A 16057-nucleotide genomic window follows, 5' to 3' on the forward strand; every position below is an offset into this window, starting at 1 on the left:
GGCCCGTCAGCGCCAGGTCATGTTGATCTCACGCTCGAAGTTGACATACCCCGCCCGCCGAAACGCGTTCGCCATCGGGACGTTGCCGAGATCCGTCGCCGCGCGGATCCGGGGCACGTCCTGTGCGGCCAGCACACGGGTGCCCTCGGCCAGGATGTCGTCGACGTAGCCGTTGCCGCGATACGCGGGCAGGACCGCGATGTAGGCGATGACGGGGTTGTAGCCGTTGTGCGCCGGGACGACGAATCCCAGCGGCTCCCCGTCCGGCAGCGTCGCGATGCGCCACCACTCCTTCGGGCTCGCGTAGCGGGCCAGTTCGTCGTCGTACTGGGCAACCGCCGATTCGCGCGCGGTCATTCGGGTCAGCTCGTCCCGCCCGTGGGCGTCCAACGTCCCCGCCAGGACGCCGGTCATCAGCGCCACCAGTTCGTCGGCATCGTGCACCGGACGGAACATCAGCCGGCCGCGCGGCTCCGGAATCGGCGTCCCGGGGCGCCATTCCAACCGCAGCCGCTCCACGAACAGCCGGGCGCCGAGGCTTTCCAGTGCCGTCATGCGGGCCCGGACGGCCGGGCCGACGAACGTGTCCTCGCGCCAGTCGGGCGGGACGAAGCGGGTGTACTCCGGCGGCCGGGTCCCGGCGGGCAGGATGTCGGACAACGCGGTGCGCACCAGGCGCGCCGCGAACTCCGGGCGCTCCGCCGCCGGGACACCGTCGACGCCGTCGTCGACGTCGAGGATGTCCAGATAGCGCGGCAGCCGGTCCCCCGGACGGCTCCACCATGCGGCTCGGGCCAGGAGTCGGTCACCGCGCAGGGCGACCCACATCCATTCCGGTCGGCGGCGGCCGGCGGCGAGGTCGTCAGACAGTTCGGTGTTGAGGACGTAGGGCAGTTCGGAGAAGAGGGCGAGTTCGTCGCGTCCGGTGATCGCACGCGTGATCGGATCCTGCTGTTCCACGGTCAAGGCACACTCCGGTGAAGAGCGCCCGTCCGTTCCGGAGTCAGACTCGGTCGGTCCCCCGGGAGGACACGGGCGCGGTGATGACTGCGTACATCGCGTGTCCCTCCTCTCGTCGTCACGTCCCCCGTGGCGATCTGCCGCTGGGGGTCCGGCCGCACTTTCTACCGAACAACACCCGTCCGTCGCAAACGCTTTTCCCGCGCAGCCGGCTCGCGCAGCCGGCTCGCGCACCCGACCGTTACGGTGCCGGGCGGCGCCGGACTCGTTGCAGCCAGCCGTGTGGGTGGCTGGTGACGCCGTAGAGTTCCAGGTCGCGGCGGGTGGTGAAGGCGCTGCCCTGGTCGCCGGCCAGCCAGTCGCCGATCGCCGGGACCACGCCGCCCGGCATGTCGGGCGGACACAGATCGGGGTCGTCCACGATGCCGTCCTCGACGACGAAGAAGCCGCCGTCGGGCACCAGATGGGCGAAGTTGCGCAGCGCGGCGGCGGTCGTGTCGTACTCGTGCAGGGTGTCCTCGACGACCAGACAGCGCGCGCCGGGCGGGATCAGTCGCTCGACCCGTTCGGCGAGCCCCGGGTCGCGGACGTCGCCGGCGACGAGGGTGATGTCGCGCGCGAAGTGCGGATCGGCGGAACCGAGCAGCGCCACCGCGCGCGACTGGTCCAGGTCGACCGAGATCACCCGGATCGCCTCGGGGACGCGGCCGTAGCCGGCCAGCGTGCGCAGTCGGTCGCGGAACCACAGGGTCGAGCCGCCCAGATGGGTACCCAGTTCCACCACCACCTGTGTCCGCGAGGACCACAGCACGTGCTCGAACACACGCAGATCCTCGGGAAACTTCTTGATCCGCAGACCGGCGTACCAATCGCGGACGTGCTGCCGGCCGCGGGCGCGGCGGTATTCCAGGAGCGTCGTCTGGTGGTCGGCGGCGACGGTCGGTGGCAACCGGTCCCCGTCGAAGTCGTCGGTGGTGGTATCGGTGTGGGTATCGGCCATGGCGACCCTCTCCTGTCCCGGCGTCCGAACGGACCGGAGTGCTCCGGCACCCGGACCCATGCCCGTACATCCATATCGGGAGAGCACACCATCGCGCCCGGTTTCGGCGCTGTCGACACGGATTGTTCGACCATCGAACGCCGCATGGTCATCCGTCGTCCGCCGGCAGCACACACACCCCGTCCGGGCCGACCGGTTTCGGGTTCAGTCCGGCAGTACCGATCGGTAGTAGTCGATCTTGGCCCGCAGGTGCCCCTGCTGCGCCCGCAGCAGCGCGATCTGCTCCTCCACCGAGGCGTCGTGCCGTTCCAGGAGGGCGATCCGCTCGGTCAGCGACTCCCGGTCGCCGGTGCGGGCGAGTTCCGCGTAGCGGCGCATGTCCGCGATCGGCATGCCGGTGTCCCGCAGGCAGCGCAGGATGCCGAGCCATTGCAGGTCCTGCTCGGTGAACCGGCGATGCCCGCTGGGCGCGCGGTCCACGTCGGAGAGCAGGCCGATGCGTTCGTAGTAGCGCAGGGTGTCCAGGCTGAAGCCGGAGCGCTCGGCGGTCTCGGCCGGGGTCAGATAGCGCGGCGCGGTGGGGGTCATACCGGAATTCTGCCGGGTGGGTGTCGCAGGCCGTCGACCCCGTTCACGCGGGGTCGACGGCCTTCCCGGGGCGGACCCGCCCCGTATCGGGCCCGCCGCGGATCACGGCGTCTTGCTGTACCCCAGCCCCTCGACGATGCGACCGTCGCGCACCTGCATGAGGTTGACGCCCGCCACGGTGGTGGACTCGGCGTGCGCCCCGCCGAACACCTCGTTCACCTCGCCCGGCGTGAATGTCACCCGCCACTTGATCACCGCGCGGTCGTCGAAGACGTAGACGTCCTCGGGTTGGAAGCTGACCTTCGGGTCGGCCGCCAGGTCCTTCCAGAAGGTCTCGCATGCCTCCAGCCCCTCGTAGCGGGTCCCGTCCGGGGCGGGCTGGACCGTGACCATCACACAACCTTCGCCGACCAGGCCCTCGATCAGCGTCGGGTCGTGCTTGGTGAACGCGTCGTTGAACTGCGCGATGACCTCGGCCGTCGACTTGACTGCGGACATGGCGAACCTCCGGGGGTGTGGGGGGTTGGCGGCCCGCCGGTGCGGCGGCCCGTGACGACAATCTTCCGTTCGGCGTCCGGGACCGACAATTCCCTGCGGGTAATGACCGTTCCGGGTCGGGCGCGCTCCGACCGAAGTAAGTCCCGGTCGGATCTTGCGGGTTCCCCACACGGCGAGCGAGGTCAGCGCGCTCAGGGCGGCGCCGAAGAGCAGTACGCCGGCTGTGGAGACGGTGTCGACCGGGACGCCGCCGAACAGGGCGCCGAGCGCGAGGCCGATGGTGCCGCGTACGTCGCGGCCGGCGGCGGCGCCGGCGAGGAAGTTGCCGACGATCCCCCGGCCGGGCCGAAGGCCGGCAGGACCGGACCGATCAGGTCTCGTCGATCCCGGATCGGTCCTGCAGGATCGGGCTGACGAAGGTGAACGCCGCGAAGTGGCCGCTCACCAGGAGGAGGGTGGCCGGCACGCCGGCGCACACGATCGGGTTGCGGAACTGCTCGCCGAGGGTGCGCAGCCGCACCGGTTGCGACGCGGGCATCGGCAGCAGCAGGAGGACCGGCGCGACCACGACCACCGGCCCCGGACCGCCCAGGGCGACCAACACGATGCGCCAGTCGGTGAGTCCGCCGACCAGGGTGCCGGCGGGGACACCGAGCACGTTGGCGACGGTGGCCCCGCCGAAGGCGATCGCGCCGGCGTGCGCTGGATCCCGGTCGTGGACGCGGCACCGTCCGTCCTGACAGTGATGTGGACCGAACGTGCGCCCGAGCCGCCGGTCGCCCGCCTGATCGCCGAGGTCCGCTCGATCGTCGGCCGGTCCCCGAACCGACCCGGCCGGGCCCGGTGTCCGGCGGATCCGGGCGGCGTCCGACAAGGCCGCGATCCGCCGGCCGGTCCCGCGTCGACGCCCGCCCTCACGCCCCCGACTCGGGCCCGACGGCCGGAGCCGAACGCATCCGCACCAGCGGCAGGTAGACCTCGTCCACGATGTCGATCACCACCTCGTCCGCGATCGGCGCCCCGAACAACAGGAATTCGTTGCGCAGCAGGTCGGTGGCCACACCCGCTCGGCGCGAGGTCGGCACCCCGGCGTCGATCTCACCTCGCTCGACGGCGCGTTCGAGCACCCGACGGGTCCGTTCCGGGCCGACCGTATGCATCCGCTCCCGAACCAGGCGGGCGAGTTCGGGGTCGTGCGTGGTCTCGGCGAGCAGTCCACGCAGGATGCCGCCGAGCGGACCGGCCAACTTGGCCGCCATCTCCCGCAACAGCGCGATCATGTCCGAGCGCAGTTCCCCGGTGTCGGGTGGTTCGCCCTCGCCCACGCCGATCAACTTGCATGCGTCCATGGCCAGTTCCGCGCGACTGGGCCAGCGCCGATAGAGCGTGGCCTTGCCCGTGCGAGCGCGGGCGGCCACCCGCTCCATGGTCAGTCCGGCGTAGCCGACATCCATCAGTTCGGCCAGCGTCGCCGTCAGGATGGCATTCTCCAACTCCTCGCCGCGGCGGCGTGGCCCCTTGCGATGGTCGACGCTCACCCCGACCGCCGGGCCGACATTCGGTGACAGGTCAACTCCTCAAAGTTATCGAGAGATCGTTGCGTTCTCTGTGGGATGAGCCTAGCCTCCCAAGCAGAGAACCACTCGTTCTCTATCAGATCAAGGCTGCGAGGGGATCGATGACCGAGACCGCTGCGACCTTCCCCACCGACGAGACCCCGACCTTCCCGACCGGGGCCGGCCCCGACGAGGCTCCCGCCTTCCCGAGCGACCGCACCTGTCCCTACCGACTGCCCGACACCTACAACACGCTACGGGACGCGCCGAGTTCGCTGCGTCGGGTGACCCTGTACGACGGCCGCCCGGCGTGGGTGGTGACCCGGTACGAGGCGGCCCGGAAACTACTGGCCGACCCCCGACTGTCCTCGAATCGCGCGAACCCCGACTTCCCGCTGACCTCACCCCGTCTGTACGCGCTGCGCAACCGCAAGCCCGGTTTCCTGGCCCTAGACCCGCCCGAGCACGGGCCGCGGCGGCGGATGACCATCAGCGAGTTCACCGTGCGGCGGATCAAGGGCATGCGCCCGGACGTGGAACGCATCGTGCACGCCGCGATCGACGACCTGATCGCCGACGGTCCGCCCGCCGACCTCGTCACCCGGCTCGCCTTACCGGTGCCCTCCATGGTGATCTGCGAGTTGCTCGGCGTCCCGTACGCCGACCACGACCTGTTCCAGGACGCGAGCAGGCGCCTGCTCCAGGCCGTGGACGGGCCGGAGGCGGTGGCCGCGCGCGACCTGCTGGAGGACTACCTCGGCGGACTGATCGCCCGGCTCGAACAAGACCCCGGTCCGGGCCTGCTGTCCCACATGGTGACGGAGTACGTGGCCAAGGGCGCGCTCGACCGCGCCGAACTGGTCGACACCGCCGTCCTGTTGCTCGTGGCCGGCCACGAGACCACCGCGTCGATGACCTCACTCGGCGTGATCACCCTCCTCGAACACCCCGAACAACACGCCGCCTTGCGTGCCGATCCCACCCTGATCCCGGGCGCGGTCGAGGAGTTGTTGCGCTACCTCGCCATCGCCGACATCGCGGGCGGGCGCGTGGCCGTCGCCGACATCGAGATCGACGGACAACTGATCCGCGCGGGCGACGGCGTGATCGTGGCGAACTCCATCGTCAACCGGGACGGTTCGGTCTTCGAGGATCCGGACACCTTCGACATCCGGCGCTCGGCGCGTCACCACCTCGCCTTCGGCTACGGCATCCATCAGTGCCTCGGCCAGAACCTGGCCCGCCTCGAACTCGAAGTGATCATCGCTGCGTTGTTCGATCGGGTGCCGACGCTGCGACTCGCCGTCCCGGTCGAGGACGTGAAACTGCGGCCGGGCGCCTCGATCCAGGGGGTCAACGAACTCCCGGTGACGTGGTGACCGCCCCCGAACGGGTCGCGCTGCGGGTGACCGGCGACCGGAGCGTCTGCGTCGGCGCGGGCCTGTGCGCGCTGAGCGCACCCGAACTCTTCGACCAGGACGACGACGGCCTCGTCACCGTACTGACGCCGCACCCCGAACCCCGCGCCCACCGCGCCGCCCGCCAGGCGGCCGACCTGTGCCCCTCCGGCGCGCTCCGCGTCATCGAGGAATAGCACCTGCGGAACGGCACCACCGGGGACTACGAGGAACGGCGCTTCCCGGGACCGGCCCGACGACGGGACCGGTCCCGGCCCCGTCACCGCCGTTTGTTTGACGAATCGACCACAGGAGACCCGGACGCGGCGGCCGAGCAGGCGCCATGGGTGCTGGTGTACACGATGTACGACGCCGAGCCCGAGGTCCCCGGGATCCGACGCCCTTCGGGCACCCTTGACCATGAAAACCGATCACCTTATGGTTTTCGCACCGGGCGGTGCCCTCCCCGGCCCGCCCACGAAGCCATCGATCGGAGTCGCCCGGTGGAGCACGACCTCACCCTCGCCGACAAGGCCGCGCTGACCAGCGGTGCGGGACAGATGACCACCAAGGGGCTCGACGCGGCCGGCATCGCGGCGGTCACCATGTCCGACGGCCCGCACGGACTGCGGCTCCAGAGCGAGGACCCGCAGAACGGCCAGCTCGACCTGCGCCCCGCCGCCCCCGCGACGTGCTATCCGCCCGCCGTCGCCCTGGGCAGCAGCTGGGACGTCGAACTCGCCCACCGCGTCGCCGGCGCGATCGCCGTCGAGGCCGCCGCGCACGGCATCGGCGTACTCCTGGGACCCGGCATCAACATCAAACGATCGCCGCTGTGCGGACGCAACTTCGAGTACTTCTCCGAGGACCCCGTGCACTCCGCCGCGCTCGGCGGCGCGATGGTGCGCGGCCTCCAGGACGCCGGCGTCGGGGCCACCCTGAAGCACTACGCGGCCAACAACCAGGAAACCGAACGGATGCGGGTCAGCGCGGACATCGACGAGCGCCCGCTGCGCGAGATCTACCTGCGCGCCTTCGAACGTATCGTCCGCGACGACGATCCGTGGGCGGTGATGTGCGCGTACAACGGCGTCAACGGCGTGACCCTGTCCGAGAACACCCGGCTGCTCACCGACATCCTGCGCGCCGAATGGGGCTACGAGGGCCTGGTGATGTCCGACTGGGGAGCGGTCCGCGACCGGGTCGCCGCGCTGCGCGCCGGCCTCGACCTGGAGATGCCCCCGACCGGCGGCCGTACCGACCGCGAGGTGGTCGCCGCCGTCGACTCCGGCGAGTTGGACGAGGCCGTACTGGACCGCTCGGTCGCCCGGCTGATCCGCTTCGCCCACCGGGGCGCCCGGCCGGCCGGCGACGGCTCGGCCGCGCCCTACGACGACCACCACCGCCTCGCCGGCGAAGCCGCCGACAACTGCGTGGTGTTGCTGCGCAACGACGGCGGCCTGCTGCCCCTGGACCCGACCGCCGGGCGCATCGCGGTGCTCGGCGAACTGGCCCGCACCCCGCGCTTCCAGGGCGGCGGCAGCTCCCAGGTGACGCCGACCCGGGTGGACGTACCGCTGGACCGGCTGCGCGCGCTGGCCGACGGCGCCCGGGTCGAGTTCGCGGCCGGATACCCGCTGTCGGACGGCCCCGAACCCGACGCCGATCCGGCCGTGTTGGCCGACGAGGCGGTGCGCGTGGCCGCCGCGAGCGACACCGTCGTCCTCTTCCTCGGCCTGGCCCGCCAGGACGAGTCGGAGGGCTTCGACCGCGGGCACATCGACCTGCCCGCGGACCAACTCGCGCTGCTGGACCGGGTTTTGACGGTCAATCCGCGGGTGGTGGTGGTGCTGTCCAACGGCGGCGTGGTGCGCACCGCCCCCTGGCACGACCGGGTGCCCGCGCTGGTCGAGGGGTTCCTGCTCGGCCAGGCCGGCGGCGGCGCGCTCGCCCGGGTGCTGTTCGGCGTGGTCAACCCCTCCGGCAAGCTCGCCGAGACCGTGCCGCTGCGCCTGGAGGACGCGCCGAGCTTCCTGTCCTTCCCCGGTTCCGAGGGCCATGTGCGCTACGCCGAGGGCGTCTTCGTCGGCTACCGGGGCTACGACGCGGCCCGCCGCGAGGTCGCCTTCCCGTTCGGGCACGGCCTGTCCTACACCACGTTCGACTACGGCGACCTGCGTGTGGAGAGCACCGACGAGGGTGCCGGGTTCACGGTCCGGGTCACCGTGACCAACATCGGCGACCGGGCCGGGCGCGAGGTCGTACAGATCTACTCGGCGGCGCCGGCGGGGTCCCGCGTGGAGCGTCCGGTCCGCGAGTTGCGCGGCTTCGCCTCCGTGCGGCTGGAGGCGGGCGAGAGCCGCGAGGTGGTGGTGTCCTTCGCCCGGACCGACCTCGCCTACTACAGCGTGCGCGAGGACGGTTGGCGGGTGGAGGGCGGCACCTACCGGATCGAGGCGGCGGCGTCCTCGCGGGACGTGCGCCTGACCGTCGAGGTCGACGTCGAGGACTCCTCGCGCACCGGCCTGGACCTGCGCAGCACCCTCGGCGAATGGCTGGCCCACCCCGTCGGCGGCCCGCTGCTCCTGGAGTGCCTGGCCGCGACGGAGCATGCGATCGCCTCGCGCCTGGCGGACGACCCGATGTTGCTGCGCGCCGCGCAGGGCGTCCCGCTGGAGGTGATCGCCGACTTCGCCGGCGGCATCATCCCCCACGACCAACTCGCGGAACTCGCCGCCCGCGTGGCCGCCCCCGTCGGCTGAGCGCGGCGAGTCGGGTGGGCGGGGACCCCTTCCCCGTGGGCTCCCCGCCCACCCCTGCCCGGGACGCGGGCGCTATTCGGGGCGCGGCGGCGCGATCAGTTCCAACAGGTCTTCGAGCGCCTGCTCCATGTCCACCGAACGATCGTTGAGCCACTGCAACTGGATGCCGTCGGCCACCGCCAGCACCAGCGCCGCCAGCCGCTCCGGCGGAATCGCGCTCTCGATCACGCCGTTGCGCGCCTGCCGGGCCAACAGCTCCCGGATCTGCCCGCGCACCCGCGGATACCGCTCGGCGAAGAACGCGTGCGCCGGATGCTCCGGATCGCTGCCGGCCGCCGCCATCGACACGAACAACTCGATCAACCCGGCCGCCCGCGCCCCCGCGCGCACAATCTCCAGGTGCGGATCGGGCCCCTCGTACTCGTCCCAGAGCCGCCCGTTCTCCTCGTCCCGGGCCCGAAGCACCTGCGTCAGCAGATCTTCCTTGGACGCGAAGTAGTGCATCAGCCCGGGCAGGCTCAGATCACACCGCGCCGCCACCTTGCGCAGCGAGGTCCCCCGGTATCCCTCCTCGGCGAAAACCTCCAGCGCGACCCGAAGAATCTCCCGCCGCTTCGCCTCACCCTTCCCATACGGGCCACGCTTCACCATGCCGCCACCCTAATGGCGTTCCCGGCCGCCGAAGGGTTCGGGTGAGGCAGGGGGGCGCGGGGTCAGCGGGGGAGGGTGGCCTTGGTTTGGAAGTCCTTCATGGAGACGATCCGGTCCTCGGTGGGCAGTCGGATGGTCACCGGGGCGCCGAAGGAGTCGTAGTTCGTGGTGGAGACGTGGCCGGCGCGGTTGGAGTCCAGACGCAGCACGTAGGGCTTGTCCTTGGCGGCGATGAAGTAGGTGTCGGTGGTGGTGCCCTGGTGGGCGACGATCGCGGTGGTCGGCACGCCGGCGACGGTGGCGGCGAGCTTCCTGTCCTCCTTGGCCGAGGAGGCGACCTCGTAGAACATGCCGCACCCGTCCCTGGCGGGTCCCCGCACGAAGGACTGCTTCAGGTCCGCGGGTACGTCGTAGGCCGCGCCACCCGCCTTGCGCAGCGATTCCACCGCGAGGTCGGTGCTCATGTACAGGTCCGTGCCGTGGCAGAACATCTCGCCGGCCGGTTCGGTTCCGCCGATCGTGATCACGATGTGCATCCCCTGACGGGGGTCGGACCAGATCTCCTGGGTGCCGCCGGCCACCGCCGTGGTCGACCCCTTGGCGTGGAACGTGGTCGCGCCCATCGCCGTGTTCACCCGGGTGGGGGTGCCGCCGGACTCGTCCTCCGACGTGGAACACCCGACCGCGGCCACCCCGAGCGCCAACGCGGCGACGGCCACCGAGCGTATGCGGATCCTGCCCATGCGTCCTCCGTACCTCGACCGATTCCCTCCGGAACCGGCCCGACGATCATCCGCCGAGCCTAGGGATCCGCTCCCGCGCGGGTCATTGCCGGATTCCGGCAGTCAACTCGACCGAAGAGCGCGGCACACGCGTCGGGCGTAACCGGCCCGGGTGGGCCGCCACCAGCACGAAGGCCAGGCCGTAGGCCACGTAGCAGGACGAGCGGAACAGTTCGAAATCCGTCATGTGCCACTCCTGGTCGGGCAGGTGCGGCACCGACCAGACCAGGAAGCTGGGGAAGACCAGGAGACCGGCGAACAGCGCGGTGTGCGCCCGGGTGTGCGGGCCGTGCAGCGTGGTCCACAGCAGCAGGGCGATGGGCACGCACCACACCCAGTGGTGGCTCCACGAGATCGGACTGGCCAGCAATCCGGTCACCGCGCACGCGGGCAGGCCCCACGCGTCCCCGCGCCGCCGGTACGCGATCAGCGTGCAGCACAGGCCGAGCAGGCTCACTACGACGATCACCGCGGTCCAGCCGAGGCCGAGGTCCCGGGTGCCGGCGAGCCGGGTGAGCAGGCCGCGGATCGACTGGTTCGCGGCGTTCTCCAGCCGCCCGACCCGCTCCGGATCGAAGACCAGGTCGGTCCAGAACCGTCGGGTGACCCCCGGCAGCACCATCGCGGAGAACGCCACGGTCGCCGCCGCCGTCGCCAGCGCCGTGCCCGCCTCGCGGCGCCGCCCGGTGAGGAGGAGGTACACGACGAACACCGCCGGGGTGACCTTGATCCCGGTCGCGATCCCGAGCACCACCCCGCGCAGCGCGGCCCCGCGCGGCCGGGTGAAGTCCCACAGGACCATGGCCGCCACGGCGAGATTGACCTGTCCGTACCGCATGGTCGTGAACACCGGCTCGAACCAGATGGCGAACGTCGTGGCCGCCGGCACCACCGCCGGCCCGAGCCGACGCCCCTCGGGGTCCACCAACCGCATCGACAGGCGCACCACGACCGCGACGAGCAGCAGGTTCACCGCGACGCCGACCCCGAGCAGCACCCGCAGGGGCAGGTAGGTGAACGGCACGAACAACAGCGCGGCGAACGGCGGGTAGGTGGCGCGCAGGCCGTGCGGCGTGTTCAGCGGGCCGTACAGGTCGATCCCCTCGCGCACCGCCAGCCCCTCGGCGCGGTAGACCACGAGGTCGACCATGGACGGGTGGCTGAGGTGGCGCACATACAGATATACGGCGATCGAGCACGCGCAGGCGAGGGTCCATCCGACGATCCGCCGTCGCTCCCCGAGCCGTCCCCACCGCGCCCACGCCGCGGCCGGACCGGGGCGCGGGGGCGCCGCCGTATCCGGCCGAACCATGGGATGTGAACCGGACCCGACGGGTCGTCTCATGCGACGAAACTAACCCGTCGGGCGGGTGCCGGCGCGGGTGTCGGCGCCTGCGTGTCGGTCGGGGTGAGGCGCGCCACTCGGCTTTCGAGTTGGAAATTGTCCGGATTTACCTTAGATTCAATGGTGCGTGAGGCGTTTTGTGCACCAAAATAGCAACCATGTGAGCACATGTGCCTTGGATTCGAACTGGAGGTAGTTTCATCCCCGGCGCTGTGCGTGAGTACGTCCTGGCCCACCAGAGCGGCATTCTCTGGGCGGCCACCGCGCTGTCCCTCGGCCTGCTCGTCTACATGCTGTTGGTGTTCGGCCGCTTCCTGATCTATTGGGCCGGCACCCGGCACGCCTTCCGGCACAACCGGCCGGCCGATCCCGGCGACCCGACCGCCTTCGAATGGCACCTGGTCGTCCCCTGCCGCGACGAGGAGGCCGTGGTCGCGCAGACGCTCGCCGACCTGCGTCGCTCCGCCCCGCACGCGCACCTGTGGATCGTCGACGACCACAGCGACGACCGCACCGCGGAACTGGTCCTGGCCGCCGCCGAACACGACGAGCGGGTGCACCTGGTCAGCCGCCGGCGCCCGAACGCGCGGATAGGCAAGGGCGCCGCGCTCAACGCCGCCTACCGCGAGATCCGCGCCTGGCTGCCCGTCGACGCCGACCCCGCGCGGATGATCGTCGGCGTGATCGACGCCGACGGCCGGCTCGACCCCGGTGCCCTCGCGATGGTCTGCACCGACAAGGCGATGGGGCGCCCCGACACCGGCGCCGTACAGATCGGCGTACGCATGCGCAACGTCGACGACCCGCGCCCGCTGCCCGAGCGCGGCCGGTTCGCCAACGCCCGGGCCCGGCTCCTGGTCCGCATGCAGGACATCGAGTTCCGCGCCAACAACACCGGCATGCAGCTGCTGCGCCGGCGTACCGGCAGTGTCGGACTGGGCGGCAACGGTCAGTTCGTCCGGCTCGGCGCCCTCGACTCGCTCGCGGGCGACGACGGTCGGCCATGGCCCGAGCGCGCGCTGCTGGAGGACTACGAATCCGGCCTCGAACTGCGCCTGGCGGGCTGGCGGCTCACCCACGTCGCCGAGGCGCAGGTCTCCCAGGAGGGCCTGCCCTCCTCCCGCCGCTTCCTGGCCCAGCGCACCCGCTGGGCCCAGGGCAACCTCCAGTGCCTGCGCTACACGCGGCGGGTGCTGGCGTCCCCGCACTACCGCTGGTCGGGCAAGGCCGAGGTGCTCTACACCTTCCTCCAGCCGCTGGTGTGCGTCCTGCTGGTGCTGCTCACGCCACTGTCCCTGGCGATCACCGGGGTCGGACTGATCGTGTTCCCCGACGAGACGGCCGACTTCCAGTTCCGCTTCGGGCCGGTGATGGCCGCCGCGTTCGTACTCGCCGCGGTGCCGATGGTGGCGTGGGGTCTGGCCTATCGCAAACGGGTGCACGCCGACCGCGGATGGCTCACCGGACTGGGGTGGGGCGTCCTGATGTGGCTGTACACCTACCACCTGTTCGTGGTCGCCTGCCGCGCCGCCGTCCGGCTCGCGCGTGGCCGCAACGGTTGGGCGAAGACCCGGCGCAATGCCGAGGTCGAGCTCGCGGGCGTACCCACCGCGCTCGAAGCCTGACCCCGATTCTTTGCCACTTCCCGCCCCCCGGCTCGGAGATCCGTACGTGAACGTGCCCCACCTGCCCGCCGCCAGTGTCGCCGTCGTCCTCGGCACCCGCCCCGAACTGGTCAAGCTCGCCCCGCTGATCCACGAACTCGGCCCCGCCGCCCGGCTGGTGCACACCGGCCAGCACTGGGACGAGGCGATGTCCGGGCGTTTCCTGCGCGATCTGGACCTGCCCCGCCCCGAACTGCTGACCGGCGTCGGCGGGCGTCCGCGCGCCGGGCAGATCGCCCATTCGCTGGACCAGCTCGACGACGCCTTCGCCGAGCGGCGGCCGGTCGTGGTGATCGTCCAGGGCGACACCAACGCCACCCTCGCCGGCGCACTGGCGGCCAACGCCCGCGACATCCCGCTCGTCCACGTCGAGGCCGGGCTGCGCAGCTTCGACCGGGCGATGCCCGAGGAGCACAACCGGGTCATGGTCGACCACGTCGCCGACGTCCTGTGCGCCGCCACCGCCACCAACGCGGCCAACCTGCGCGCCGAGTCGGTCGACGAGAGCCGCATCGAGGTCACCGGCAACACCGTGGTCGAGGTGGTCCGGCGCCGACTCCCCGACCGGGCCGCGCGGGCCACGCTGCTCGCCGGGTACGGTCTGCGGCCCGACGGCTACGTCCTGGCCACCGTGCACCGCCCCGAGAACACCGACACCGCCGAGGCGCTACGGGCCGTGCTGACCGAGCTGGACGCCATCGCCCGGGCCGGCACGCCGGTGCTGTTCCCGATGCACCCGCGGACCCGCGCCGCCGTCGACCGGTTCGGCCCGGCCGCGCTGCTCGGGCGGATCACGACCGTCGAGCCGGTGGGCTACGGCGAGTTCCTGGCCTTGGCCCGGCACGCCGCGCTGCTGGTCTCCGACTCGGGCGGCATCCAGGAGGAGTGCACGGTGCTGGGCCGGCCGCTGCTGGTGGTGCGTCGCTCCACCGAGCGTCCGGAGGCGATCGACGCGGGCTTCGCCGTGCTGGTCCGGCCGGGTCCGGAGTTGGGCGACACGGCGCGGTCGTGGCTGGCCGACTCCGAGGAGCGGCTGGCTCGGTTGGCCGCGACGGCCAGTCCGTACGGGGACGGGCTCGCGTCGGCGCGCATCGCTCATCTGACCGGGCGGCTGGCCGGGGTGGCGGCACCGGTGGCGGCCTGAGGCAATTGTGGGCCGCGTGAGCCGTGTGCGCGCCGGCCGACGCCGGTCGCCGGGGGTCCGGCGACCGGCGTCGGCCTGGTCGTGTGGGCTGGGGTGGGGTGGGGTCAACCGAAGAGGCCCCCGGTGTCGGCGCCGCGACGGCCGGGCACCAGAGGTGCCTGTCCGACCGGAACGGCGGGCCATGGTCGGGGGCGGGCGATCGGGCGCCGCAGGTAGTACGCCGCACAGGCCCCGGTGAGCAGACCCGCGCCGAGCACGGTCAGGCCCCGCCGGTCGAGCCAACCGAGCGAACCGCCACCCGCGAGGTCGACGAGGCGCGGCAACAGGAACGTGCCCACCGTCGCCGCGCCCGCGCCGAATGCGACCCGGAACGCCACCACCCCGGCGCCGACGACCATCACGCCGGCCGGGAACAGGCAGGCCATGCCGACCAGGGCCAACCAGGTGGCGGTGTAGGGCGATCGGCGCAGGCTGTCCGGGATCAGGCTCGCCAATGCCAGGCCCGAAACGGCCGGCCCGGCGGCGGTCGGCCACCGTAGCGCCGCGCCGGCCGCCTCCCGCACCGCGCCCCCGCGCCCGGGACCGGAGGCCCCCGACCCGACCCGCGCCCGCCGCGCACCACGTGCGTCGGAGCGGCGATCGGAGGCGGGTCGCGGGCCCTGTGCGGCAGGCGGCCGGGCGTGGTGGGCTCGGGCAACAGGCCGGAGGGACCGGATGGGCCGGCAGGTGGCGCGGGGCCGGATCCGCCGGCCGGGAAGTCGGAAGAGCGGTGGTCGGGTCAGACCCGGCTGGGTACGCGGGAGCGGTCGACCTGGCGGATCGCGTCGTCGACGGTCGACTGGGCGGTGTCCAGCCACGTGTGGGTGATGTCGAAGCTCTCCCCCACCTCGGCCGGCCACCGATGCAGGCGCGGTTCCTCGCCGGCCTCGGCGGGGCGCGCGTGCAGCAGCGCGTGGATCAGTCGGGCCACCGCCGCGAGTTCCTCGCCCGCGACCCGCAACCACTCGCGCACGGCGGGGTCGGTGACGTGGCCGATGTTCCCCGGATCCTGGAGCGCCTTGCCGATCGCCCCGGCCGAACGCCCGGTCAACTTGCGCGCCCGCAAGCCGGGCGGCAGGCCGGTCAGGCGGGACAGTTCGGAGAGCACAAGCCCCTCGACGAGCGTCACGGAATAGGTCAGTCGGCCGATCTTCAACAGGTAATCGTCATCTGGAAGCACCCCGTCATTCTCCGTTACCCACCCTGCCCCTGGGTCACTTTCCCACCCCGCGTGTCTCGGCCCGAAACGGCTGCGCGTTCCGCGACCGGGGCGATGGGGGTCGGCAGGCGAGCTGTATGGTTTCTACATCGTTGTAGAAGTTTTGATCGCGGAAGTCGCGCAAGTCACGCAAGTAGCGGAAGTCGCGGAAGGGGGCTCGGGCGCGGTGGGTAGGGCTCAGCGGGGTGCCATGTGGCGGCAGATCGTTCGCGTCGCGGTCGAGCGGGAGTTTTGTGGGCCGTGGCTGCTCGGCGAGTTGCGGCGGCAGGGGTTCGAGGTCGCCGCCGAGCGGTTGTACGCGATGTTGCGCCGTATGGAGGGCGACGGCACGCTCGTGTCCGAGCACCGGACGGTCGACGGGCAACGACGCCGGATGTACCGCGCCTCCGCGGCCACCCGCGAGCGCGTGGCCCGCGAGTAGCGCGCGGTCGGCGGCGCGGTTTTGGGCCGAG

17 protein-coding genes are annotated in these 16057 nt (G+C 71.9%); 6 read left to right on the forward strand and 11 right to left on the reverse strand.

The features are described 5' to 3' along the window. Positions 1-6: 6 nt before the first annotated feature. The 6 genes from ACFXKZ_RS41440 to ACFXKZ_RS41465 all read right to left on the reverse strand — a co-directional run bounded on the left by ACFXKZ_RS41440 (position 7) and on the right by ACFXKZ_RS41465 (position 4584). Positions 7-960: a GNAT family N-acetyltransferase gene (locus tag ACFXKZ_RS41440; RefSeq protein WP_380009866.1), complete on the reverse strand. Its 954-nt coding sequence runs from the start codon at positions 958-960 to the stop codon at positions 7-9. Positions 961-1201: 241 nt separating this feature from the next. Continuing rightward, on the reverse strand, positions 1202-1960 hold the full coding sequence (locus ACFXKZ_RS41445; RefSeq protein ID WP_380009586.1) for a CmcI family methyltransferase: 759 nt from the start codon (positions 1958-1960) through the stop codon (positions 1202-1204). 204 nt (positions 1961-2164) lie between these two features. Next, positions 2165-2548, reverse strand: a complete 384-nt coding sequence (locus ACFXKZ_RS41450; RefSeq protein ID WP_380009589.1) for a MerR family transcriptional regulator — start codon at positions 2546-2548, stop codon at positions 2165-2167. A 102-nt stretch (positions 2549-2650) separates the two neighbouring features. After that, positions 2651-3046 carry a nuclear transport factor 2 family protein gene (locus ACFXKZ_RS41455; protein ID WP_380009592.1) on the reverse strand — a complete coding sequence of 132 codons (396 nt, stop codon included), beginning with the start codon at positions 3044-3046 and terminating at the stop codon, positions 2651-2653. A 370-nt stretch (positions 3047-3416) separates the two neighbouring features. After that, on the reverse strand, positions 3417-3704 hold the full coding sequence (locus tag ACFXKZ_RS41460) for a hypothetical protein (RefSeq protein WP_380009595.1): 288 nt from the start codon (positions 3702-3704) through the stop codon (positions 3417-3419). 256 nt (positions 3705-3960) lie between these two features. Then, complete coding sequence (locus ACFXKZ_RS41465) at positions 3961-4584, reverse strand: TetR/AcrR family transcriptional regulator (protein ID WP_380009598.1); 624 nt, start codon at positions 4582-4584, stop codon at positions 3961-3963. A 140-nt stretch (positions 4585-4724) separates the two neighbouring features. On the opposite strand from ACFXKZ_RS41465, the gene ACFXKZ_RS41470 reads away from it, so the two are divergent. The 3 genes from ACFXKZ_RS41470 to ACFXKZ_RS41480 all read left to right on the forward strand — a co-directional run bounded on the left by ACFXKZ_RS41470 (position 4725) and on the right by ACFXKZ_RS41480 (position 8761). Continuing rightward, on the forward strand, positions 4725-5981 hold the full coding sequence (locus ACFXKZ_RS41470) for a cytochrome P450 (RefSeq protein ID WP_380009601.1): 1257 nt from the start codon (positions 4725-4727) through the stop codon (positions 5979-5981). Positions 5982-6001: 20 nt separating this feature from the next. Then, entirely contained in the window at positions 6002-6196 is a 195-nt protein-coding gene (locus ACFXKZ_RS41475; protein ID WP_380009869.1) for a ferredoxin, read from the forward strand. Positions 6197-6559: 363 nt separating this feature from the next. Next, positions 6560-8761: a glycoside hydrolase family 3 C-terminal domain-containing protein gene (locus ACFXKZ_RS41480; protein WP_380009872.1), complete on the forward strand. Its 2202-nt coding sequence runs from the start codon at positions 6560-6562 to the stop codon at positions 8759-8761. A gap of 72 nt (positions 8762-8833) precedes the next feature. On the opposite strand, the gene ACFXKZ_RS41485 is transcribed toward ACFXKZ_RS41480, so the two are convergent. From ACFXKZ_RS41485 to ACFXKZ_RS41495, 3 genes are all read right to left on the reverse strand, one after another. Beyond that, positions 8834-9412, reverse strand: coding sequence for a TetR/AcrR family transcriptional regulator (locus ACFXKZ_RS41485; protein ID WP_380009604.1), 579 nt, complete (start codon positions 9410-9412; stop codon positions 8834-8836). 62 nt (positions 9413-9474) lie between these two features. Further along, positions 9475-10155, reverse strand: a complete 681-nt coding sequence (locus tag ACFXKZ_RS41490) for a hypothetical protein (RefSeq protein ID WP_380009607.1) — start codon at positions 10153-10155, stop codon at positions 9475-9477. Between the two features lie 82 nt (positions 10156-10237). Next, entirely contained in the window at positions 10238-11539 is a 1302-nt protein-coding gene (locus ACFXKZ_RS41495; RefSeq protein WP_380009610.1) for a glycosyltransferase 87 family protein, read from the reverse strand. Between the two features lie 212 nt (positions 11540-11751). Between ACFXKZ_RS41495 and ACFXKZ_RS41500 the strand changes: the two genes are divergently transcribed. Beyond that, positions 11752-13164 carry a glycosyltransferase family 2 protein gene (locus ACFXKZ_RS41500; RefSeq protein WP_380009613.1) on the forward strand — a complete coding sequence of 471 codons (1413 nt, stop codon included), beginning with the start codon at positions 11752-11754 and terminating at the stop codon, positions 13162-13164. A gap of 46 nt (positions 13165-13210) precedes the next feature. Then, complete coding sequence (wecB, locus tag ACFXKZ_RS41505) at positions 13211-14347, forward strand: non-hydrolyzing UDP-N-acetylglucosamine 2-epimerase (protein WP_380009616.1); 1137 nt, start codon at positions 13211-13213, stop codon at positions 14345-14347. Positions 14348-14451: 104 nt separating this feature from the next. Here the strand turns inward: wecB and ACFXKZ_RS41510 are convergent, their stop codons facing one another. Continuing rightward, positions 14452-14910: a hypothetical protein gene (locus tag ACFXKZ_RS41510; RefSeq protein ID WP_380009619.1), complete on the reverse strand. Its 459-nt coding sequence runs from the start codon at positions 14908-14910 to the stop codon at positions 14452-14454. 215 nt (positions 14911-15125) lie between these two features. Next, the gene (locus ACFXKZ_RS41515) at positions 15126-15566 is read right to left on the reverse strand and encodes a hypothetical protein (protein WP_380009622.1); all 441 of its coding nucleotides are present in this window, start codon (positions 15564-15566) and stop codon (positions 15126-15128) included. Between the two features lie 229 nt (positions 15567-15795). Here ACFXKZ_RS41515 and ACFXKZ_RS41520 point away from each other — a divergent pair, with 229 nt between their 5' ends. Further along, positions 15796-16026 carry a helix-turn-helix transcriptional regulator gene (locus tag ACFXKZ_RS41520; protein WP_380009625.1) on the forward strand — a complete coding sequence of 77 codons (231 nt, stop codon included), beginning with the start codon at positions 15796-15798 and terminating at the stop codon, positions 16024-16026. The last annotated feature ends 31 nt before the right edge of the window (positions 16027-16057 follow it).

It is taken from the genome of Embleya sp. NPDC059237 (assembly GCF_042754105.1).
In the GTDB taxonomy this organism is placed as follows: Bacteria; Actinomycetota; Actinomycetes; order Streptomycetales; family Streptomycetaceae; genus Embleya.